The organism is Butyricimonas muris (assembly GCF_046365375.1).
Classification (GTDB): domain Bacteria; phylum Bacteroidota; class Bacteroidia; order Bacteroidales; family Marinifilaceae; genus Butyricimonas; species Butyricimonas muris.
Genome location: NZ_JBKEIT010000005.1, coordinates 149323 through 171942, shown reverse-complemented (window position 1 = coordinate 171942; position 22620 = coordinate 149323). Strand labels below are relative to the sequence as shown.

The window sequence follows — 22620 nt, the reverse complement described above, 5'->3', positions numbered from 1 at the left end:
TGTAAATAAGCAAAGTTTGATATTGAAAATATTTAAATATATTAGGTCGTGTTGAGGTATCGTGTATTAGAAGTTAAAGATGTAAAAGAGATTGCAAGAGTACACTTGGTTGCTTTCCAAGATTTTTTTTTGTCTTCTTTGGGTTCATTTTTTCTGCAAACTTATTATAAAGCTGTTATTCGTCATCCGAGAGCTGTTTGCATTGGTAGCTATGATCAAGAGCGTTTGGTGGGTTTTTGTGTTGGGTCTGTTATTTCGAAAGGATTTCATAAAGATTTGTTGAGAAAGAATTTTATTAATTTTTTTGGATGTTTTTGCATCCTTGTTTTAACGAGGCCGAAGTCCGTTCTTCGATTAATAAATAATTTGGAAAAAAAATCAAAGTTACTATCGATCCCTGATGATGGTCAACAAGCAGAATTGTTGTCTATTGCAGTATTACCAAGTGTTGCTTCAAAAGGGGTTGGGAGTTGTTTATTACATAGTTTTGAGGATAATTTATTGCTAAACCAAGTGAGAGAGGTTGTCTTAACGACAGACGTGCAGAATAATGATGCTGTGATTCATTTTTATAAAAAAAATGGATTTGATATTTACTATCAATTTGTAGCTTATCCTCATCGTGAAATGTACAAGATGATTAAGCGATTCTTCAATTGATATCTTATAGATAATGAATGTTTTTTTTATCATGTTAATGATGATATTTTGTAAACAGATGGAGTATGATATAATACTCTTTTAATTTTGTAATGTATGATGATACCATTTTCTCCCCCACGGATTGATCAAAAGATCATAGATGAAGTTGTTGATACGTTGAAATCCGGTTGGATTACAACAGGGCCAAAAACGAAAGAATTTGAGCGACGTTTGACGGCTTATTGCGGGAACAAGGCAACCTTGGCGGTGAATTCGAATACGGTCGGGTTGGAAGTTGTTTTACGTTGGTTTGGTGTGCAAGAGGGGGATGAGGTGATCGTGCCCGTGTACACGTATTGTGCTACGGCTAATGTAATTGTACATTGTGGGGCAACGCCTGTGATGGTTGATGTGAATGTAGATGATTTTAATATTTGTTTGGAGAAGGTACGGGGTGCAATAACAGATCGAACGAAAGTGATTATGCCTGTGGATTTGGGGGGAATGCCTTGTGTGTATGATGAGTTGTTCGAGCTGGTGCGATCAGACAAAGTGCAAAGGTTATTTCATCCTAGGACAGATGAACAAAAAAGATTGGGACGGATTCTCGTGTTATCCGATTCAGCTCATTCTATAGGTGCAGAATATAAGGGGATGAAAGCTGGTGCTTTGGCGGATATTTCTGTGTTCTCTTTTCATGCGGTGAAAAATTTGACGACAGCAGAAGGTGGTGCGATAATGTTGAATTTGCCAACACCTTTTGATAATGATGAGGTATATCGCTACTTGTGTACATATACTTTACATGGTCAGAATAAGGATGCATTGGCAAAAACAAAGAAAGGGGCTTGGCGTTATGACGTGCTGGTTTCTGGCTTTAAGGGGAATATGACGGATATTATGGCATCAATTGGTTTAGTGGAATTAGAGCGTTACGAGGAAGATACATTACATTATAGGAAATGTATATATGAACAATATACGAAAGCTTTTTCTCGATATGCTTGGGCTGAGTTGCCACTTTATGAGGCAAGCGATCGCAAGAGTTCTTATCATGTGTATTGTTTAAGAATAAAGGGTATTACCGAGCAACAACGTGATGATATTATCCAACGAATTTTTGATAAGGATGTTTCCGTGAACGTACATTTTCAACCGTTACCTCTGTTGAGTGCGTTCAAAAATAAAGGATATCGAATAGAAAATTATCCGGTAGCGTATGATAATTATAGTCGAGAGATTTCTTTACCCGTGTGGTATGGATTATCAGCAGATTTAGTAGATATAGTTATCAAGGCGGTTGTAGAGTCTGTTGAAATGGTTTTAAAAATAGCAGATTGACAGAATTGTCATAGTAATATTGTGCGTGATTGAATATGATACGTTTTTCAGATTTCTTTCTTTCTTTTTTAGGTTTTCTTTTTTTTCTTCCTTTCATTTTGGTAATCAGTATCTTAATATTATTAGATAGTAAAGGAGGTGTTTTTTATTGTCAGACTCGCGTTGGTCTACATGGAGTGGATTTTAAATTAATTAAATTCAGGACAATGAAGGTTGATTCTGAAAAAAAAGGATTGATAACCGTGGGTGCAAAAGATAGTCGAGTTACTCGGGTCGGTTATTATTTGCGGAAATATAAATTAGATGAACTTCCTCAGTTGATCAACGTGTTAAAAGGGGAGATGAGTTTGGTCGGTCCTCGACCGGAAGTCCGTAAATATGTTGATATGTATTCAGAAGAACAACGTAAAGTGTTATCTGTTGTTCCGGGGATAACTGATTATGCTTCGATAGAATATGTTGATGAAAATAAAATCCTAGGAGAGGCTTTGAATCCGGATGAGATATACGTTAAGCAAATTCTTCCAAACAAGATACGTTATAATATGAAGTATATAGATCGTCAGTCTATTAAAGAGTATTTTAAAATTATTTTTTTAACGATAGGGTGTATTGTGAAGAAGAGATGAGGTGTTGATATTTTGATTCATGAAAAACGTATTATTTCTAATTATGTTTCTACTCGTTTTGTCTGCGCAAGGACAGAAACGGGATCTTGAGTACAATGTTTCCTTGTCAGGATTTATTGCAACTCAGCAAACATTACCTTTTTGGGCTGTTAGCAATAACCATGGATTGGTTCCGGACAGTAGAGGAGGACTTTTGAAAATGGAAGTATTTTCTGATTTTATGACAAAACATGCTTTCCAGTTTGCGTATGGTATTTCTGCCGCAGGAGCTTTTTCAGGAACAAAGAATAAGATTATGTTGGATCAGTTGTTTGTTAGTGGAAAATGGCGTAATTTGCGATTGGATCTGGGGATGATTCATCCGGAAGAAAAGTATAATGGGGTGTCTTCTACTAATGGAGATTTTGTACGGTCCGGTAATTCGAGGACATTTCCCGGATATAATTTGAGGAGTAATTACATTAATGTACCCTTTACAAAAGGCTATTTATCTTTTAAATTTAATTGGGGAGATTATTTAATGATTGACGATAGTTACGCTAAGGATGTCCGGTTACATAATAAATCATTATATGTGAAAATCACTCCCCATGCGAAGTGGGAGATCATTGTCGGTTTGGAACATTGGGCACAATGGGCAGGGACAACGCCTATTGGAGGAAAACAACCTTCTTCTTTTAAAGATTATACTCGTATTGTATGTGCTGAATCGGGTGGTGTTGGAGCCACAAGGAGTGATTCTCTCAATGCTTTAGGGAATCATTTAGGGAAAGAGCATTTGCGAATTAATTATAAAACAGATAATTTCATATTGTCTTTTTATCATGATATTCCTTTTGAAGACGGGTCTGGAACAGACTTTCGTTCTTTCCCAGATGGAACATATTGTTTTTATTATGGAGCAAAAAACAAGGAGAACTGGGTTTCGGATGTAATCTATGAATTTTATTATACGAAATACCAATCTGGAGCTTTACATGATCGGCCTGCAACACCGAAAGAAATGGAGAAACAAGATCCGAATGGTCCTTTTTATGGGCGGAAAATTTTAGGTGGACGAGATGATTATTTTAATCATGGAGAATATCGAAATGGTTGGACTTCTTATGGGAGAACAATAGGTTGTCCACTCATGACACCCGGATTTTTTAATCATGTTTTGATTATTGTTAATAATCGTATTATAGCGCATCACTTGGGTATCAGAGGTGTTGCATTCAGAACGACACCATATAAGTTTTTATTGACATATTCAAAAAATTATGGTATTTATGATATTCCATTAATTAATAAGCCACTGCAATTCTCTGGAGCATTGGAGGTTTCTTTGCCATTCAAAAAAATGCCATTCACAATAGAAACAGGTGTTTATGGTGATTTCGGTAGTTTATTAAAGAATAACATCGGACTTATGATAAGATTGAGTCGTAAGGGGTATTTATTTAAATAGAGAGTTGCTGAATACGACAGAGACTTTTTTGCTTATGGCTAGTGATTGTAAGTATGCCTCGGGAAAGCCCGGGGCATTGTTGTTTATAGTCTGTAATGTAGGATATCTGACAAAAAATGCGTATATTTGCATAAATCATAATGGTATATGTTTTTCGATAAATATAAACAACATAGAGAAGCGAAAATTCGAGAAAGTCTTTTATGGGAGTACGATTTATCTCGTTTTGATTGGCAGACGATGAAGAATATCGTCGTACAGAGAGTAGTGGAGCGAGGTCGTGTGGATGATTTCTACGCCATGTTGAACATGTATGGGGAAGAGGGGGTTCGAGAAAGTATCAAGGAGATACCCGTGATGAACGCTAAAGATATGTCATTTGTCTGTGCTGTTTTTGATATAAAAAAAGAAGAGTTAAAATGTTATTCACGGAAACGGTTACGTCCTCAACATTTGAGTTGCTAAAGTGTCTGATGAGAGATGCGGCTTTAAAAGATTTTGTATTAGTCGGTGGAACCTCTTTGGCTTTACAATTGGGGCATCGTGTAAGTGTTTATCTTTGAACGAGATGTTAAATGCTTACGAGAGAAAATATAAAATGAATTTACTTATTCCCATTAAAGCCTTGACGTATTTTGAGGATATTAACTTTGAAGAGCCAATAAAAATGACAGGGAAGGCTTGTTTCAATTGGAAGAAAATAGCGAAACGTCTGAATGAAATGCGGAGAAGTCCGGACAAGAAATTTGTTGAGTTACCCGTGTAGATTCATATCTTAAATCATCCGTATTCCTATCCTGTTACTAGGATTGTAATCTCTCTCTTTCATAGCCTCTTCGTTGCTCAAATATAGCAACCCTATCCCGGCATATTTGTGCTCTGTAGAAGCTTTGGCAGGGCTACGGCAGAAGGGTAGTGTATCCTTGGGAATACCATTGGTTTTCCCAAGGATATTGCTTTCTCGTTCGGGATAATTTAGCCGGGAGTATATGTGATTTCAAACGAAAAATGAACTTACACAAGTTTGTGTTACACAAACTTGTGTAAGTTCAGGAAAAATTCTATCTTTGTTGTAAATATAGCTATTAATAGAGTAATTATGGCAAAAGAATTCATATTTGGAGTTGCGGTAAGCGGGGAGAATTTCATCGGACGAGAAAAAGAGATACACTGTCTTTCCTCTAATTTTAAGAATGGGATAAACACGATCCTCTCTTCCCCGAGGCGTTGGGGAAAAACATCTTTGATAAAGAAAGTGAAAGCGATAGTGGAATCGGATAAATTGCGCGTGATTTATGTTGATATATTTCCTTGCCGGAGCGAATATGACTTTTATAATATGTTTGCCGAGGCTGTTTTGAAACAGACTTCATTTCGTTTTGACGAGTGGAAAGATATTGCTTACGAGTTTATTTCAAGATTAACACCGAAATTCGCGTTTAGCGTGGGACCGGATTCGGATTATTCTGTTTCTTTAGGTATTACGTCAAAAACACATTCGGCAGAGGAAGTTTTGCAGTTGCCGGAGCGCATTGCTCAAAAAAAGGGTATACAGATTGTGATTTGTATCGATGAGTTTCAACAGATCGGAGAGTTTCCCGATTCTGTGATTGTTCAGAAGAAAATGCGTTCGGCGTGGCAGCATAATTCGAGGGTGTCTTATTGTCTTTTGGGAAGTAGAAAACATTTGATGGATGAATTGTTCCAGAAGAGGAGTTTGCCTTTTTACAAGTTCGGGGATATAATTAATCTAAAATTGATTCCGACAGAGGTTTGGGTTCCTTATATATGTAAACAATTCAAAAAAGTTGATAGGGTGATATCAGAAGAGTTGGCTGCTGAGATTTGTCGAATTGTAGAAAATCATTCGTCCTATGTGCAACAGCTGGCTTGGCTTACTCTTTTGGAGACGGAAAAAGTGGCAACACGGGAAGGGGTAGCTCGGGCTTTGAACGAGTTGTTGGACGAGAATACGCCTCTTTTCACGCAACAAACCGAATTGTTGACGACTTATCAAATGAATTTCCTTCGGGCTATTTTGGCTGGGATTCATAAGGAGTTCGGAATAGCTACCGTTCTTTCGGAATACAATCTAGGATCGAGTTCAAATATAAGTAGATTGCGTAAGTCGATGGTAGAAAAAGAATTAGTTGAGTTTCGTCAGGAGGGATATTTTATAGCAGATCCGATTCTTAAAATCTGGCTTGAAAGGCAGAAGTGGTGATTGTTATATTTAAATGTAAAGTGAAATTATGCGTGAATATCAAGTAAGTGGATTTCGGGTATTGGAGTACGAGGAGTTGGATTCGACGAATAATCAGGCGGAGAAGTTGGGATGGAATGTGTTGGAGGATAAAATGGTGGTGGTGACACACAGGCAGATGCGGGGACGGGGGCAAGTCGGGAACCATTGGGAGAGTGAACCGGGGAAAAATATTTCGATGACAGTGGTATTGCGACCGGAGGAGTTGTCGGCGGTGGAGCAGTTTGCCGTTTCGATGGTGATTGCCTTGGGGGCTTGCGATTTTATTTCCCGGTACACGGAAGGATGTACCGTGAAATGGCCGAATGATATTTACGTGGGGGATAAGAAAATATCGGGTATTTTGATAGAACACGTTATCATGGGACCGTACGTGGGGGGCTCGTTGTGTGGAATCGGGGTGAATATTAACCAGTCCGGCTTCCTGTCGGATGCACCGAATCCGGTGTCTTTATTTCAACTTATTGGTAAGGAGATTCCAGTGGAACGGGCGTTGGAGGAGCTGTTGGAGTGTATCGGGAAGCGGTACGGACAGGTGTATGATTATGCGGCTTTGGAACGGGATTTCCTGCAAGTGATGTATCGGCGTTCGGGGGTGTTCGATTGGGAGGACGAGAACGGAAGATTCAAGGCGTCTGTCACGGGGATAAACGAATACGGGCAGCTTGTTTTGAAGGATACGGGGGGGATGGAACGGGTTTACGGGTTTAAGGAAATCACGTATCTGTTTTAGATTTACGATTTATGATTTTAAATTTTAAATTTTAGATTTTAAATTGCGGAGTTTTGATTATTTTTGTGCAAAACATGGAGGACATATGGTAGAGAATTATTCGGAAGATTCTATTCGTACGCTGGACTGGAGGGAGCATATACGTTTGCGTCCCGGTATGTATATAGGGAAGTTGGGCGATGGTGCAGCGATGGACGACGGAATATATATACTGGTTAAAGAGGTAGTGGATAATAGTATCGACGAGTTCGCGATGGGTGCGGGAAGCGAGATTATTATCACGGTGGAGGAACGTACGGTTTCGGTACGGGACTTCGGGCGCGGGATACCTCTCGGCAAGCTGATTGACGTGTCGTCGAAGATGAACACGGGGGCGAAGTATGATTCCGAGGCTTTCAAGAAATCCGTGGGGTTGAATGGTGTCGGGATAAAAGCGGTGAATGCGCTTTCCGAGAGTTTTATTATACAATCATTCCGGGACGGGGAAACGAAGCGAGTGTGTTATAGCAAGGCGCTGATCGTGGAGGAACGGGAGATTGAACCGACGAATGAGCCGAACGGTACGTTGGTGACTTTTATTGCCGATAAGGAGTTATTCGGGAATTATCACTTCATTTCGGATTATCTGGAATCGATGTTCAAGAATTACGTGTTCTTGAATTCCGGGCTCACGATTGTTTTTAACGGTCAGAAGTTTCATTCGAAACGGGGACTTTATGATTTGTTGTCCGAGAACATGAGTGGTGAGGGGATTTACCCCATTATTCACTTGAAAGGGACGGATATCGAGATGGCAATGACGCACGGGCGGCAGTATGGGGAGGAATATTATTCTTTCGTGAACGGTCAGCACACGACGCAGGGCGGTACGCATCTGATCGCGTTCCGGGAAGCCGTGGTGAAGACCATTCGTGATTTTTACAAGAAAGATTTTGATTTAGCCGATATTCGCACGTCGATTATTGCGGCAATCAGTATAAAGGTACAGGAACCGATGTTTGAGTCACAGACGAAAACTAAACTGGGGTCAAAAGATATTGCCCCGGAAGGACCCTCTGTACGTAATTTTATTATGGATTTCGTGACAAAGGAGTTGGATAACTACTTGCATCGGAATCCGGATACGGCGGAGTTGTTGCTGCGCAAGATCGTGGAAACCGAGAAGGAGCGCAAGGCGATGTCCGGTATACAGAAGATTGCGCGGGAGCGGGCAAAACAGGTGAGCCTGCACAACCGGAAATTGAGGGATTGTCGGGTACATTTTAATTCGAACCACGAGCGGAAGACGGAATCGTCGATATTTATCACCGAGGGAGATTCCGCGAGCGGGTCGATCACGAAGTCGCGGGACGTGAACACGCAAGCCGTGTTCAGTTTGCGCGGGAAGCCGTTAAACTCGTTTGGTTTGACTAAAAAAATCGTGTACGAGAACGAGGAGTTCAATCTTTTGCAGGCGGCTTTGAATATCGAGAATGGAATAGAGGAGTTACGATATAATAATATCATTGTCGCGACGGATGCCGATGTGGACGGTATGCATATCCGGTTGCTGTTGTTGACGTTCTTTTTACAGTTTTTTCCGGACGTGGTGCGTTCCGGGCATCTTTATATTTTGCAGACCCCATTATTTCGGGTGCGTAACAAAAAAGAGACTCGTTATTGTTACTCGGACGCAGAGCGGGAGAAAGCGATCAAACAGCTGGGACCGAAGCCGGAGATCACGCGCTTTAAAGGTTTGGGAGAGATTTCACCGGACGAGTTCGGCGGGTTTATCGGGAAAGATATTCGTTTGGAACCGGTACGCATGACCAAGCAAGACCCGATAGGGACGATTTTGTCTTATTACATGGGTAAAAACACGAATGAACGACAAGATTTTATTATTGATAACTTGTACGTGGAGAAGGATGAAATTTAATAATTTTAGATTTTAAATTTTAGATTTAGGAATTGGGATGATGTGATTCATTTTCAATTTTCAATTTTCAATTTGTATGAGCGAAGAGATAAATAACGAGGAAGTAGAGGATGTGGTGCCTCAAGAACCGGAACATCACGAGGAGAACGGGCGGGTGCGGTCGATAAAGCATTTGTCTGGCATGTTCGAGAGGTGGTTTCTGGATTATGCTTCCTACGTGATTCTGGAACGTGCCGTGCCTTACGTGAACGACGGGTTGAAGCCCGTGCAGCGTCGTATATTGCATGCCATGCGGGAGATGGACGACGGGCGTTATAATAAGGTGGCGAATATCGTGGGGAGCACGATGTCGTATCACCCGCACGGGGATGCTTCTATCAAGGATGCTTTGGTGCAGTTGGGACAGAAGAATCTGTTGGTGGACTGTCAGGGAAACTGGGGAAATATTCTCACCGGGGACGATGCCGCCGCGGGACGTTATATCGAGGCTCGTTTGTCGAAATTCGCGTTGGAAGTGGCTTTTAACCCGAAGACCACGAATTGGAAATTGTCGTATGACGGTCGCAAGAGAGAACCGGTCACGTTGCCGATCAAGTTCCCGTTGCTGTTGGCGCAGGGAGTGGAAGGTATCGCCGTGGGGTTGGCCTCCAAGATTTTGCCGCATAATTTCAACGAGTTGATAGATGCTTGCGTGGCTTACCTGCGCGGGGAGGAGTTCGTGTTGTACCCGGATTTCCCGACGGGAGGTATGGTTGACGTGTCGAAGTATAATGACGGTCTGCGGGGTGGAAGCGTGAAGATTCGTGCCCGTATCGAGAAAGACGCGGGAAATAAGTTATTGCGTATTACAGAGATCCCTTTCGGGCGTACAACCACGGCATTGATTGATTCAATACTGAAGGCGAACGAGAAGGGAAAAATCAAAATCAAGAAGATTGACGATAACACGGCGGCAAACGTGGAGATTCTGGTACATCTGGCGGCGGGCGTGTCGTCGGACAAGACGATAGATGCTTTGTACGCCTGCACGGATTGCGAGCTTTCCATATCACCGAACTCGTGCGTGATAGAGAACGACAAGCCTGTCTTTATGCCCGTGTCCGACATTTTACGGAAATCGGTGGACGATACGGTTGCCCTGTTGTTGTTGGAGTTGAAGATCAAGTTGGGAGAGTTGGAAACCGATTGGCAATATTCTTCCTTGGAGAAGATTTTTATCGAGGAGCGAATATATAAAGACAAGGAATTCGAGGAGAGCGGATCGGTAGAGGAAGTTGTCGTGCATGTACGCAAGCGTTTGGAACCGTTTATCGTGCATTTGATTCGTCCCGTGACGGATGATGATATCAAGCAGTTGCTGGAAATCAAGATGAAGCGTATCTTGAAATTCAATTCCGAGCAGGCTGAGAATTATATCAAGGGATTGGAAGATGAGATTGCCCGGGTGAAACACGATATAGAGCATATTATTCCTTACTCGATCGAGTATTACAAGCGAATCAAGGCGAAATACGGCAAGGGACGGGAGCGCCTCACGGAGATTCGTAATTTCGAGAATATAGAGGCAACGAAAGTGGTAGTGGCAAACGAGAAGTTGTATATCAACCGGGAAGAGGGATTTGTCGGTACAGCGTTGAAGAAAGACGAGTTTATCTGCGAATGTTCGGATATTGACGATGTGATTATTTTCCGTAAAGACGGTACCTATTACGTGACGAAGGTGGCGGATAAACTGTTCGTGGGTAAGGACGTGTTGCACGTGAATGTTTTCAAGAAGAACGACAAGCGCACGATATATAACGTGGCTTACCGGGATGGGAAATATGGGCCGTCGTACGTAAAGCGATTTTGCGTGACGGGGATTACCCGCGACAAGCAGTATAATCTGACCAAAGGGGCGGCAGGTTCCCGCGTACTGTATTTCAGCGCTAACCCGAATGGGGAGGCGGAAGTGATCAAGGTATGTCTGAAACCTAAGCCGGGAATGAAGAAACTGGTTTCCGAGTATGATTTTGCCACGTTGACGATCAAGGGACGTGATTCTCAAGGAAATTTGTTGAGCAAGAATGATATACACAAAATATCGCTGGTACAGAAAGGGGCTTCAACCTTGGGTGGGCGCAAGATATGGCTGGACGAGGACGTGTTGCGTTTGAACACGGACGGTCGGGGACGCTATGTCGGCGAATTCCAAGGAGATGACCGGATACTGGTGGCGAATAAAAACGGTACATATAATACCTCCGATTATGATTTGAGCAACCACTACGAGGAGGGATATCTTGTATTTGAAAAATTTGATTCCGAGAAAGTATGGTCGGCAGTGTTCTTTGATGCCGAGCAGCAATACTATTACCTGAAGCGTTTTCGGTTTGAGGATATGGTGAGAATTACCTCGTTTATCGGGGAGAGTGAAGGTTCCTATCTGGTATGCTTGAGCGGGGAGAAACGTCCCCGGTTCGAGATTGTGTTTGGCGGTCGTTACGAGAATCGTCCGGCGGAAGCGATTGTTGCGGATGAGTTTATTGCGGAAAAGTCATATAAGGCACGAGGTAAGCGTTTGACAACTTACGAGGTGAAGGAGATCCGGGAAATAGAACCTTTAGATAGCGGGGAAGAGGAGAAGCTGGAAGAAGGTGGCACGGATGTCGATTTCGAAATCACGAATCCCGATATGTTGAGTGACGAGTCGCAGATGAAGCTGGACTTCGAGTAATTGACGGTTATGAAATTCTTCATTGTCGGGTATATGGCGAGTGGCAAGACCACGTTCGGGAGGGAATTGGCCGAAGAAAAGGGAATCCCTTTCCGGGATTTGGACTCCCTCGTGGAGGAAAGAGCCGGATGCTGTATACCGGATATTTTTGCTCGTAAGGGAGAGGGGTATTTTCGCGAGTTGGAACGGGATGTCTTGCGAGAGTTTTGTGCCCGGGGGGATGATTTCGTGCTGGCAACGGGAGGGGGAACGGTGTGTTTTTTTGATAACATGGAGCGCATGAATGCGGCGGGACACACGTTATTTTTAGATACGTCTTTGCCTGTGATTATCGGGCGTTTGCGGGAGCAGCGGGCAACACGTCCCCTGTTGGCGGGACTTTCCGATGAAGAGTTGGAGAGTCACGTGAAAAAGCATCTCGACTCCCGGCTTCCTTTTTATTTGATGGCGAAAGAGAGATTGTAAAGTTTTTCCCGGGTAAACCTACTGAGAGCCTACCGAAGAACTACCCAAGTAATACCGTAATCATACCCTAGCTTCGTTGATGCTGCGATGAATTTGTGGATATTCTATATTCTCCATAGTAGAAAGGTCGTGGAAAAAGCACGGGTGCAAGCTATGTAGGGGATGATTTGGGTAGTTCTTGGGTAGGATTGTGTTGGGACTTCGGTAGGAATGTCTCATTGGTGGGGAGGGCGATGCTATCCTCGTTTACATATCTCGTTATAAGAGCAATGGCGGCATTTTTCCGGGAGTTCCGTTTGGGTGAACGGGACGTCGGGGGAGAATAATTGCTCGAGCAACTCGGTTAGCAGGGCTTGAAATTCCGGTTCGTAAGGTTTGAAACGGTGAATGGGTTCCTTGTTGCATTTCAGCGAGTAGGTATAGTTCGGGGTAAACAGTAGTTTGGTGCTGTATATACCGGGTAAAATAGGGTCTGTACCGGGATTCTCGTGCTCGTACATCATGCAATACAACAGGGTTTGGAAAGCTGCTTTGTTGCGTTGCCTGTTGTTGGAGTCAAAGATAGAAGGGAGGTCTTTGAATTCGGTCTTGTCTGCCCCGGTTTTATAGTCGATGACTCGTGTTCCCCGGTCTGTCCGGTCTACCCGGTCGATATCTCCTTCCACGTGAATGACAAGCGGGTGCTCGAGCGTGTTAATCTCGAGTGACATCCGGTATTTCCTCTCCATGGAAATCAGCCGGAAGGGGCATAGGGTTTTATCGTATTCAAGGACTTTTTTCACGTACTTTTTCACGACGGAAAGTACAAGTTCGTTCGCACCGCTTTCGAGCATGCGCGATACCGTGGAGTCGTATAGTTGCAGGTAGGACTGGCGAATATGTTCCTCTATCAGTGTGTCATTTTGCATCAAGGAGTCGAGCCCCTCTTCCGTGATTTCGCCATTCGGGAAGGTTTGGTAGAGGGATTGGGTGCTCTGGTGGAATATGGTACCCAGCAGCCGTTGGTCGAGTTCCTCGGCTATCTCTTCTTTCTCTTTAATTCCGGCGATATATTTAAAATAGAATTTCAGATGACATTCCATGTAAGTGTTCAGTGCCGACGGGGAGATTCCTCGTTCGTCGGGAAGCGTGTAGCGATGCAGCTTTTCCAGAATGGCCTTGTTTTTCGAGATGGAAATAACAGGATTGTCCTGCACGGAAATATTATTTTGGAAATGGGTTTCTCGGATGGGTAAGCCCGATTCGTATTTCATCTGGTAAAGAAAACGGCTCATTTCCCCGCTGGTCATTCCCTTGGTAACATCCGTGTAAAGGATTTTCACGTGTTCTGCCCGTTGCAGTAAACGATAGAAATAATACGCGAACAGGGCATCCATGTGTTCCGGTGTAGGGAGCCCGAATCCCAGACGCAAGTTATACGGGATAAAGGACGAGGCGTGTCCGCTTTTCGGGAGGACGCCTTCGTTGGCGGAGAGGATAATCAAGTTTTTGAAATCCAGCATACGGGTTTCCATGAGTCCCATGATTTGCATGCCTTCCAGCGGTTCGCCGGAGAAAGGAATGGATATTCCTTGCAGGATTTTGTTGATGACCTGTAGATAGAATTTGTCTTCCGGGACGATGTTTTCTTCCCGGAACGTGTTTTGTATCCCCTGTATGGCGGTGAAGACCGTGAAAAGAAATTCTTTCTCGATAGCCAGTCCTTCCTGTTCTTCCGGTCGGAAGGCGGCAATCATTTTTTTCAAGATATTCAGAAGGTAGTCCGGCAGGCTTTCCGTGGAGGAAGAAAAGATGGTGCGGGTGATGTCGCTGAATTGGAGGCTTTTTTCTGCCACGTACACGATGTTGTTCGTGTTGATGTAGTTCGTGATTTCCGGGATGTCATTCGGGCAACTGCTTTTAATCAGTTTATGGTTGAGGAGGGCGATGACCGGTTTGTAGTAATAGTGCGTGGCGCCGTCCACTTGCTTGGCGTAACGTTTTAGGTCGCCCAGCATGCCGATTAGTGCTGCCACGGAGGTGTTTTGTGCCGGATACCCCATGGTAATATTGATTTTGTCAATCGAGTGAGGGATTGAATGAATCACGGGGGTGAGCAGCGTTTCGTCGCAAAGGACGATAGCCGTGTCGGTATATGTCTTTCGCGGTTGGGGATGGAGTTGCTCCACGAGCACGGGAAGTAGTTTGGCTTGTCCGATGGTGGAGGGAACGGAGATGTATTCTACCTCTTTATTGTTGTAGCGAAAGTTGTTGAAATGTTCCAGTCCCAAGGCGTTGGGAAACAGTTTCATGTTTTCCCGGATATAGTGTCCCGCCTCGTGATTTTCGTTTGCCGAGTAATAGAGGTCATAATCCCAGTAAAAAGATGCTTGCCCGCTGTCCCGGAAGTGGGAGAATATTCTTTTTTCACACTGGTTCAAGGCATTGAACCCGGCGAAAATGAGTTGTTTGTCCGTGTGGTAGTGGGATAACCGTTCGCAGAACAGTCGCTGCCCCATACCCTCGTAACAAAGGTTTTCCCCGGTTAGTTTTGCCTTGAAATTTTTGTAGGTGGGATATAATTTATCCCATACGTTAAGAAATTCCTGTTGTTCCCGGCTGTATTTTTCGCCATTGAAACTACGCCAGAAGCTCTGGATAAATTCTATTTGTTCGGGAGTGAGGTAAGGGAATGCGTTCTCGATTTCTTTTAATGCCGTGATGTTGGAGAACAGGTCTTTGGCGTCCACGAGGTATTTGTCGATATCGTCGAAATCCCCCAGTAACATGTTTCCCCAGAAATAGAAATCGTCGAATCGTTCCGTGGTGCCGGAATATTCTTGGTACGTTTTGTAGAGTTTTATAATAAGGGGTAATTCTTCCGCTTTTTTCAGTCCGGTTTGTCGTTCGATAAATTCTCCAAGCGTGAGGATTTCGGGCATCCACACGGGTTTCGTGATCAGATGCGCCAATTCTTCGGCAAGAAAGAGTCCTGCCCGTTTGTTCGGGAACAGAATGGTCAGGTTGTCAAATTCATGCCCGTATTTTTGAATCAGATCTTTTGCCAGCAATTGGAGAAACGAATTCATATTTTATTGTTATTTTTGTTTCGGAACAAATTTACAATTTATATATCAAAATCTGTTCGGATTTATGTTGAAAGAATTGCTATTGAAAAACAGGAGTTATCGTCGGTTTTACCAAGATGTTTGGATTTCCCGGGAGGAATTGATCGAATTCGTGAAACTGACTCGTTATTGTGCTTCAGGGAGGAATGCGCAAGCGTTGAAATATAAGCCGGTTTCAGATGCGGCGATGTGTGGAAGAGTGTTTCATACGTTAGCTTGGGCGGGATATTTGAAGGATTGGGACGGTCCGGAGGAAGGCGAGCGTCCATCGGCTTATCTGATCCAGTTGTTGGATACCTCTATCGTGGAGAATTGCCTGTGTGACGACGGGATTCAAGCGCAGACCATTTTGCTGGGAGCAGTGGAAGAAGGGTATGGCGGGTGTATTATCAAGGCATTCAAGAACGAGGCTTTGCGGGAGATATTACAATTGCCCGAACATTTGAAGATCATGTACGTGATAGCCCTCGGCAAGCCGAAGGAAACGGTGGTGATCGAACCGATGAAAGACGGGGATTTCAAGTATTGGCGGGAGGCGAACGGGACGCATCATGTACCCAAAAGAGGAATAGATGATTTAGTGATTTAAGATTTAAGATTGGGGGATTGAGCATTTTTGAGGTTCAATCTTTGGATTCACGGTTATGAAATTACTTTGCGCGGAATATAATGCTTCGGGAGAAGTGGCTTATGACGTTATCGGGGATAACGCTTTGTTAAGGAATAATGATGATTTCTATATTCCGGCGTTTGCTGGGGAATTGAGTTGTGTCCCACAGGTCGTTTTACGGGTGGGGAAGATTGGTAAGCATGTGTCGGAGCGTTTTGCCGGGCGTTATTATGATGAGGTCGGCGTTGGTGTCCGATTCTATGCGGATGATTTCGGGCGGAGATTGTCGGGCATGGGGTTGCCTGCTGTCATGGCTTATGGTTTTGATGGGGCTGCCGCGGTATCCGTGTTAAAAAAGTGCGATTCGGGGTTGCGGGATGTCGAGTATAGTTTTCGGGTAAACGAGTTGGAAGTTTTCCGGGGTAAGATGAACGACCTTCCTATACTGCCGGAAAAATTGATTGCCGGTATGTCTGAATATTGTATGTTGAAAATAGGTGATTTAGTCTATTGTGGAAATTCTTTCCGGCAAAAAGAATTGAAAATCGGCGATCGCCTTCAGATGTTTTTGGGTGAAGATTGTTTGTTGGATTTTCATATAAAGTAATATTGGGGATATATAATTGATTTCCGACGAGAACCCGTGGAGAATTCGATGTATTCCCTTATCAAAGACGAATCACTTTCGTTTCACTCCCGTATCAAAGACGTTCGGGGACGTGATTGAAGCGGGAGTGACAGGTTAGAGAAAGGAAATTATACTATTTTTAGATAGATAATTGTAGTGGATTATGGGGATTATTGCCTGAATGCTGTTCATGTCGTTTTTTGGGGGGTTTGTGAAAATACATCGGGTATTTGTGAAAAACAGTTGGAGAAGAGGGTGGGTAGGTGTTATCTTTACAGCATTGTTTTATCATGTAAATGTTTTTAACGATGGATTTTAATTCGGGATAGTCACGGATGGCAGGCCATTGGTTTGTCGGGGAAATTAATATCGAGGGGATATCATGTGGTCGTATTCGGAATAACTTTGGTATTTTTGAGAGGTAGAAATTCTTTTTGTTATTGTTTTTTCTTTTATATTAATTACTTTTGTTGTAAATGAACGAGGATAAGAGGTTCGTTTCGTGGTATTCTGTATTGTTATAATAATATATTTATGACTGGTGATATAGTATCGGATATAAGAATGGGGGATAAAAAAGCTTTCCGGGTATTTTTTGAAGATTACTATCCGGTGCTTTATTCTTTCGCCATGAAATATATCCGGGATACGGATGCCGGTCGGGACGTGGCTCAGGATGTGCTGTTGAAATACTGGGAAACAAAGGAGGAGTATTTTACTTTATCGGAGGTGCGGGGATTCCTGTATGTATCGGTACGAAATCGTTGTTTCAATTTGTTGAAAAAATCACGGGTGGAGGAACGGTATATACAAGAGATGCTTCAAGCGGGAGCGGAATCCTACGAGGAGGACGAGATCGAGAATGAGGTTTTGTTGTTGTTGTACAAGGCCGTGAACGCGCTCCCGACGCAAATGCGCCGCATTATCACGAGTTCGATGGCGGGAAAACGGAATGCGGAGATTGCCGAGGAAATGGGAATTGCCGATGGTACGTTGCATACCTTGAAAAAGATTGCCTACCAGAAATTGCGACAAGCGTTAAAAGATATATTCATCCTTTTATTCTTTTTTCTTTTCCTTTTAAATCAGTTGTTTAGATAATAAGTGTAATTTTTTTTCAAAAAAAACGCTATTTTCATTACCCCTAAATGCAATTGAAGTTGTAGTGAGAATATAAAACTAGAATTGTATTTATAGTAATGGAAACTGAAGAACAAAAAAGAAAAATTATAAAAGCTATCGCGGCTCACTTGGCAAATGTGCCTACCGAAGAGGAGGACTTGTTGCTGAAGGAGTGGCGAGCTGCATCCGAAGAGAACGAGGCTCTTTTCCGGCGTTTCGCGGAGGAGGGATTTGTCGGGCGGAAATTGGAGCGTATGGCGGAAGCTGACGTGAAGTCTGCGTGGTACTTGATGGAGAAACGGGTTGACAGGAAGAGGATGGAGGAAAGGCGTCGTCGGTCGCGGGTATACATGAGTTATGCTGCGGTAGCTGCCGGGATATTGTTGGTTATAACACTGGCGTATGTACTTCAGCCTTCAGTACAAAAGAAAGAGGTGATAGCGCGGCAGGAGATAAACGTGAGCAAAGAGGCACATTTGGTATTGGGGGACGGGCGTATCGTGAAGATTGATAAGAACGGGAATCAAGCTATTGACGAGAGCGGGGGTGTAACCATATACAAGGAATCCAATCATTTGGACTACTCGCGGAGCAATGAAGGGGAGGATACCATAGTCGTGTACAATGAAATGCATACGTTGAACGGGATGGAATATATGATGATTCTGGCGGACGGTACCCGGGTGTTCTTGAACGCGGAGAGTAAATTGCGTTATCCGGTCAGGTTCCATGGCGAACGGGTGGTTGAATTTGAGGGAGAAGGTTATTTCTGCGTGGCAAAGGATTCTTTGCATCCTTTTATCGTGAAAACGAAAGGGATGGACGTGAGAGTGTTAGGTACGGAATTTAATTTGCGGGCGTATGATGACGAAAATTCTTTTGAAACCACGTTGGTGAAAGGGCGGGTTGCCGTGAAAAGCGGTGAACACGAGCACGAGATTGTACCCGGGGAACAGGTCGTGTACGAACGGGTTTCCGGTTTGTTGAACACGCGTGAGGTGGACGTGAGCCTTTACACGGCTTGGCATCATGCGGAAATCAAGTTCAAAGATACGTCAATGGAACGGGTTGCCCGTAATTTAGCCCGTTGGTACGGGGTGAAGTTCGAGTTCTTGGATGAAGAATCGAAGCGGGTAGAATTGGGCGGATGTATCAACCGGTACGAGAATATCGCTCCCATCCTCGATATGTTAAGACGGACGGAGTTGGTAAATGTTGTGTTGGAAAATAATACGGTTTACGTGTCTATAAAAAAATAACACGTGGGGAATTGGAGCTCGCCACGTGTTTGTTTGTTACAATTAATTAAAGTATGTTGAACTTTAATCTTACAAATGTATGAAAAAAAACGAAGGAGGTATCTCTTTGTTTACGAAAAAATTACTAAAAGAAAGTTCGAAAGCGAGAGGTAAGTTGTTTATTTTGTTGTTGGGGGGGATTCTGGTCACGCATCCTGTTCTGGCACAAAATAAAAATGTAACGCTCAAGATGACGAAAGTGAATCTTGAGCAGGTGATCTGGGAAATCCAGAAGCAGACTGTTTACGTGTTCATGTACGGGGCACAGGATGTGAAGACTGTCGTGAACTTGAACGTGGACGTGAAGAATCGTCCGGCCTTGCAGGTGTTGGATTCATGTTTGAAGGCAACCAACCTGACCTACACGGTGAACGGGAATAACGTGGTGATCAAGAAAAAAGAGGTCGCCAAGCAAGAACCCCCGAAAAAAGTCACGATCACGGGGACGGTGAAGGATGAACATGGTGAAGTACTTCCGGGTGTCGCTGTCGTCGTGAAGGGTACGGGAACCGGTGCCGCCACGGATATTGACGGTAATTTCAAGTTCGAGGCTGACCGGGTGTCCGGCATGATTTTACAATTTTCATTCGTGGGAATGGAAACACAGGAGATTCCTTACACGGGACAAAAGAGTTTATCGATTGTCATGAAGGACAAATCCTTGCAGGTGGACGAGGTGGTAGTTACCGGGTACCAGAAGATTGACCGTCGGCTGTTCACGGGGTCTGCCGACATCGTGAAAGCAGCCGATTTGGCGGTGGCGGGTTCCAATGACGTGGGACGTATGTTACAGGGAAAATCTTCCGGGGTACAGATTCAGAACGTGTCGGGTTCTTTTGGTGCGGCACCGAAGATGAGGGTACGCGGGGCGTCGTCCATTTACGGCGACCAGAAGCCGCTGTGGGTGGTGGACGGTATCGTGCTGGAAGATGTCGTGGACGTTTCGGCTGATGACTTGGCTTCGGGAGATGCTGCCACGTTGATCAGTTCGTCGGTCGCGGGGGTGAACTCGGATGATATCGAGAATATACAGATTTTGAAAGATGCTTCCGCGACGGCTCTTTACGGGGCTCGTGCCATGAACGGGGTTGTCGTGATCACGACGAAACGGGGAAGTAAAGGTTCGATGCGGGTGAGTTATTCCGGGGAGTTCACGATGCGGGTGAAACCGATGTACCAAGAATATAATATCATGAATTCCCAGCAGCAGATGATGTTTTACCGGGATTTGGAAGAAAAAGGCTGGTTGAATTACGCGGACGTTTCCCGTGCGGCTAAAGGAGGTGTGTATCGTAAGATGTACGATGCTTTGGATAATTATGACCCGCAGGTCGGGTTTGAGTTACAGAATACGCCTGAGGATAGAATGCGTTATTTGTCGAAATATGAAAAGGTGAACACGGATTGGTTCGGGATATTGTTCAAAAATTCCATACAACAGAGTCATTCGGTTAGTTTTTCCGTGGGATCGGAGAGAAGCAGTTTTTTCGCTTCTTTGAGTTTTTTCAACGATCCGGGATGGACGATCGGGGATAACGTTTCCCGTTACACGGCCAATATGAATTCATCCTTTGATATAAATAAATATTTGAAATTCAATTTCCTGACAAGTCACTCTTATCGTAAACAAAGGGCTCCGGGTACGATAGGACGTGAAACCGATCCGGTGAACGGTTCGATATCGCGTAATTTTGACTTGAACCCGTTTAGTTTCGCGCTGAATACGAGTCGCACGATGCGTCCTTATGACGAGAACGGGGACCCGGAATATTACGTGATGAATTACGCCCCGTTTAATATTATACAGGAGTTGAAGTTGAATTATCTGGATATTGATATGCTGGATTCGAAATTTCAAGCCGAATTTGAAATTCGCCCGCTGGACGGGTGGGATATCAAGTTACTGGGTGCAGTACGGTTCGTGAAGTCCACGCGGGAGCATAAAATTAAAGAAGGCTCCAATCTGGCGGAATGTTATCGCGCTGATTATGACGCAACGGTGCGCGGTAGTAACAATTTCCTGTATAATGATCCGAGTACTCCCGGGTTGCCGGCTATCTCCGTGTTGCCGCAGGGGGGATTTTATAACCGGACGGACAACCGGTTGTTAAATTATTATTTTCGGGCGACGACCAATTATTCGGGAATGATTGCGGAGAGGCACATGTATAATGTGATGGCGGGAATGGAAATGCGGAGTACCAATCGTCGGGAAACGTACTCTAAAGGTTTCGGTATCCAGTATGACCGGGGAAATGTTCCTTTTATAGATTACCGGATTATCAAACAAATTCTGGAGCGGAACGATCAGTATTTCGGGTTGGAGAACGCGTATGATCGTTTTGTTGCCATGTTTTTAACCGGAAGTTTTTCATGGGCGGGAAAGTATACGTTAAACCTAACCGGGCGTTATGACGGTTCGAATAGAATGGGACAGGCTACTTCTTCCCGGTGGTTGCCCACGTGGAATGTCAGTGGGGCTTGGAACGTGAAGGAAGAGTCTTTTATGCAGGATATAGATAATATCTCTTTGCTGACGTTGCGTGCCACGTATGGTCTGACGGCAAGTATGGGACCGGCGACGAACGCGAAGGCCGTGTTCATGGGGGATGTTTCTTTCCGTCCCACGCAGGCAGAGAAGGAAAATCAGATCGTGATTCACTCTTTGGAAAATTCGGAATTGACTTGGGAGAAACAATACGAGTTGAATCTGGGGGCAGACCTCGGTCTTTGGAATAACCGGGTGAGCGTGAGTACGGACGTTTATTTCCGTAACGGGTTCGATCTGATCGGTATCCTGCGCACGATGGGTATTGGCGGGGAGTCGTTAAAATATGCCAATTATGCGGATATGAAGTCCAATGGGGTGGAGTTGACGATTAATACTAAAAATATGATCCGACCGAAATTCTCGTGGACAACCAATCTGACATTTGCTTACAATAGAAATGAAATCACGAATCTGGCTTCCAATTCACAAGTGATGCAATTGATATCACCGAGTGGGGCGCCCATGGAGGGAAAGCCTGTCAGGGGTGTGTACGCTATCCCGTTTAAAGGTTTGAATAGTCAGGGATTGCCGACTTATTTGAATCAGGATCATGAAGTTACGGTGTCGGATTTGAACCTGCAAGAAGTTCAGAAGACCGATTTCTTGAAATACATGGGGTCAGCGGATCCGAAGTTCACGGGAGGTTTCGATAATTCATTCAAGTATGGAGATTTCCGTTTAGCCGTGTTTTTTACTTACCAGTTCGGGAGTAAGATTTGGCTGGATCCTGTTTTTAAATATCGTTACTATGATAATGAAGCTATCCCGAACGAGTTTGCCGATCGTTGGATGGCTGCCGGAGACGAAAAATATACAAAGATACCGGCTATAATTTCTCATCGTCAATACAAGAATAGTCCTGAATTGGAGTTAGCTTATAATGCCTATAATTATAGCACGGAACGTGTGGCAAAAGGCGATTTTATCCGCTTGAAAGAGGTCACGCTTAGTTATGATATACCCAAGGATTGGATAAAAGGATGGAAAATCGAGAATCTTTCCTTCAGGGTTTCAGCGTCGAATTTGTGTATTCTATATGCCGATAAAAAATTGAAAGGTCAGGATCCCGAGTTTGCTCGTTCCGGCGGTGTCGCTTTACCTGTACCAAGGCAATTTACTTTGGCTGTGAAACTAGGGTTTTAATTAA

Annotated in this window: 17 protein-coding genes; 16 read left to right on the top strand and 1 reads right to left on the bottom strand. The window is 43.9% G+C overall.

The genetic code is table 11. The features are described from left to right. The first annotated feature begins 48 nt into the window (after window positions 1-48). The 11 genes from ACK8P8_RS10020 to ACK8P8_RS09970 all read left to right on the top strand — a co-directional run bounded on the left by ACK8P8_RS10020 (window position 49) and on the right by ACK8P8_RS09970 (window position 12157). Window positions 49-660 (top strand): GNAT family N-acetyltransferase, encoded by a 612-nt coding sequence (locus tag ACK8P8_RS10020; protein WP_369858852.1) that lies wholly within the window; start codon window positions 49-51, stop codon window positions 658-660. Window positions 661-756: 96 nt separating this feature from the next. After that, window positions 757-1983, top strand: coding sequence for a DegT/DnrJ/EryC1/StrS family aminotransferase (locus ACK8P8_RS10015; protein ID WP_369858851.1), 1227 nt, complete (start codon window positions 757-759; stop codon window positions 1981-1983). A gap of 35 nt (window positions 1984-2018) precedes the next feature. Beyond that, window positions 2019-2612, top strand: a complete 594-nt coding sequence (locus ACK8P8_RS10010) for a sugar transferase (RefSeq protein ID WP_369859075.1) — start codon at window positions 2019-2021, stop codon at window positions 2610-2612. A gap of 19 nt (window positions 2613-2631) precedes the next feature. Next, complete coding sequence (locus ACK8P8_RS10005) at window positions 2632-4062, top strand: capsule assembly Wzi family protein (RefSeq protein WP_369858850.1); 1431 nt, start codon at window positions 2632-2634, stop codon at window positions 4060-4062. A gap of 147 nt (window positions 4063-4209) precedes the next feature. Beyond that, window positions 4210-4527 (top strand): DUF6922 domain-containing protein, encoded by a 318-nt coding sequence (locus tag ACK8P8_RS10000; protein ID WP_227215918.1) that lies wholly within the window; start codon window positions 4210-4212, stop codon window positions 4525-4527. Between the two features lie 94 nt (window positions 4528-4621). Further along, complete coding sequence (locus ACK8P8_RS09995) at window positions 4622-4828, top strand: hypothetical protein (RefSeq protein WP_369858849.1); 207 nt, start codon at window positions 4622-4624, stop codon at window positions 4826-4828. A gap of 333 nt (window positions 4829-5161) precedes the next feature. Beyond that, window positions 5162-6286, top strand: coding sequence for an AAA family ATPase (locus tag ACK8P8_RS09990; protein WP_369858848.1), 1125 nt, complete (start codon window positions 5162-5164; stop codon window positions 6284-6286). Between the two features lie 28 nt (window positions 6287-6314). Further along, complete coding sequence (locus ACK8P8_RS09985) at window positions 6315-7058, top strand: biotin--[acetyl-CoA-carboxylase] ligase (RefSeq protein ID WP_410025826.1); 744 nt, start codon at window positions 6315-6317, stop codon at window positions 7056-7058. Window positions 7059-7143: 85 nt separating this feature from the next. Beyond that, entirely contained in the window at window positions 7144-8976 is a 1833-nt protein-coding gene (locus ACK8P8_RS09980) for a DNA topoisomerase IV subunit B (protein WP_099293681.1), read from the top strand. A gap of 76 nt (window positions 8977-9052) precedes the next feature. Further along, complete coding sequence (locus ACK8P8_RS09975) at window positions 9053-11692, top strand: DNA gyrase/topoisomerase IV subunit A (RefSeq protein WP_369858847.1); 2640 nt, start codon at window positions 9053-9055, stop codon at window positions 11690-11692. Window positions 11693-11701: 9 nt separating this feature from the next. Beyond that, a complete protein-coding gene (locus ACK8P8_RS09970) occupies window positions 11702-12157 on the top strand; it encodes a shikimate kinase (RefSeq protein WP_227215911.1) in 456 nt (151 codons plus the stop codon). Window positions 12158-12393: 236 nt separating this feature from the next. Here ACK8P8_RS09970 and ACK8P8_RS09965 read toward each other — a convergent pair whose 3' ends face one another. Next, window positions 12394-15225, bottom strand: a complete 2832-nt coding sequence (locus tag ACK8P8_RS09965; protein ID WP_369858846.1) for a PD-(D/E)XK nuclease family protein — start codon at window positions 15223-15225, stop codon at window positions 12394-12396. 64 nt (window positions 15226-15289) lie between these two features. Here ACK8P8_RS09965 and ACK8P8_RS09960 point away from each other — a divergent pair, with 64 nt between their 5' ends. The 5 genes from ACK8P8_RS09960 (at window position 15290) to ACK8P8_RS09940 (ending at window position 22616) form a co-directional block, all read left to right on the top strand. Continuing rightward, on the top strand, window positions 15290-15853 hold the full coding sequence (locus ACK8P8_RS09960) for a nitroreductase family protein (protein WP_099293675.1): 564 nt from the start codon (window positions 15290-15292) through the stop codon (window positions 15851-15853). Window positions 15854-15908: 55 nt separating this feature from the next. Then, on the top strand, window positions 15909-16481 hold the full coding sequence (locus ACK8P8_RS09955) for a fumarylacetoacetate hydrolase family protein (protein WP_099293673.1): 573 nt from the start codon (window positions 15909-15911) through the stop codon (window positions 16479-16481). A gap of 555 nt (window positions 16482-17036) precedes the next feature. Further along, window positions 17037-17603, top strand: coding sequence for a sigma-70 family RNA polymerase sigma factor (locus ACK8P8_RS09950; protein ID WP_227215908.1), 567 nt, complete (start codon window positions 17037-17039; stop codon window positions 17601-17603). Window positions 17604-17701: 98 nt separating this feature from the next. Further along, on the top strand, window positions 17702-18883 hold the full coding sequence (locus ACK8P8_RS09945) for a FecR family protein (protein WP_099293671.1): 1182 nt from the start codon (window positions 17702-17704) through the stop codon (window positions 18881-18883). A 79-nt stretch (window positions 18884-18962) separates the two neighbouring features. After that, a complete protein-coding gene (locus tag ACK8P8_RS09940; protein ID WP_099293669.1) occupies window positions 18963-22616 on the top strand; it encodes a SusC/RagA family TonB-linked outer membrane protein in 3654 nt (1217 codons plus the stop codon). Window positions 22617-22620 lie beyond the last annotated feature (4 nt).

Excerpts from the sequence above, each read along its gene's own strand:
- ACK8P8_RS10015 (WP_369858851.1), top strand. The coding sequence starts at position 757 with ATGATGATACCATTTTCTCCCCCACGGATTGATCAAAAGATCATAGAT.
- ACK8P8_RS10010 (WP_369859075.1), top strand. The coding sequence starts at position 2,019 with ATGATACGTTTTTCAGATTTCTTTCTTTCTTTTTTAGGTTTTCTTTTT.
- ACK8P8_RS10005 (WP_369858850.1), top strand. The coding sequence starts at position 2,632 with ATGAAAAACGTATTATTTCTAATTATGTTTCTACTCGTTTTGTCTGCG.
- ACK8P8_RS10000 (WP_227215918.1), top strand. The coding sequence starts at position 4,210 with ATGTTTTTCGATAAATATAAACAACATAGAGAAGCGAAAATTCGAGAA.
- ACK8P8_RS09990 (WP_369858848.1), top strand. The coding sequence starts at position 5,162 with ATGGCAAAAGAATTCATATTTGGAGTTGCGGTAAGCGGGGAGAATTTC.
- ACK8P8_RS09985 (WP_410025826.1), top strand. The coding sequence starts at position 6,315 with ATGCGTGAATATCAAGTAAGTGGATTTCGGGTATTGGAGTACGAGGAG.
- ACK8P8_RS09980 (WP_099293681.1), top strand. The coding sequence starts at position 7,144 with ATGGTAGAGAATTATTCGGAAGATTCTATTCGTACGCTGGACTGGAGG.
- ACK8P8_RS09975 (WP_369858847.1), top strand. The coding sequence starts at position 9,053 with ATGAGCGAAGAGATAAATAACGAGGAAGTAGAGGATGTGGTGCCTCAA.
- ACK8P8_RS09970 (WP_227215911.1), top strand. The coding sequence starts at position 11,702 with ATGAAATTCTTCATTGTCGGGTATATGGCGAGTGGCAAGACCACGTTC.
- ACK8P8_RS09965 (WP_369858846.1), bottom strand. The coding sequence starts at position 15,225 with ATGAATTCGTTTCTCCAATTGCTGGCAAAAGATCTGATTCAAAAATAC.
- ACK8P8_RS09960 (WP_099293675.1), top strand. The coding sequence starts at position 15,290 with ATGTTGAAAGAATTGCTATTGAAAAACAGGAGTTATCGTCGGTTTTAC.
- ACK8P8_RS09955 (WP_099293673.1), top strand. The coding sequence starts at position 15,909 with ATGAAATTACTTTGCGCGGAATATAATGCTTCGGGAGAAGTGGCTTAT.
- ACK8P8_RS09950 (WP_227215908.1), top strand. The coding sequence starts at position 17,037 with ATGACTGGTGATATAGTATCGGATATAAGAATGGGGGATAAAAAAGCT.
- ACK8P8_RS09945 (WP_099293671.1), top strand. The coding sequence starts at position 17,702 with ATGGAAACTGAAGAACAAAAAAGAAAAATTATAAAAGCTATCGCGGCT.
- ACK8P8_RS09940 (WP_099293669.1), top strand. The coding sequence starts at position 18,963 with ATGAAAAAAAACGAAGGAGGTATCTCTTTGTTTACGAAAAAATTACTA.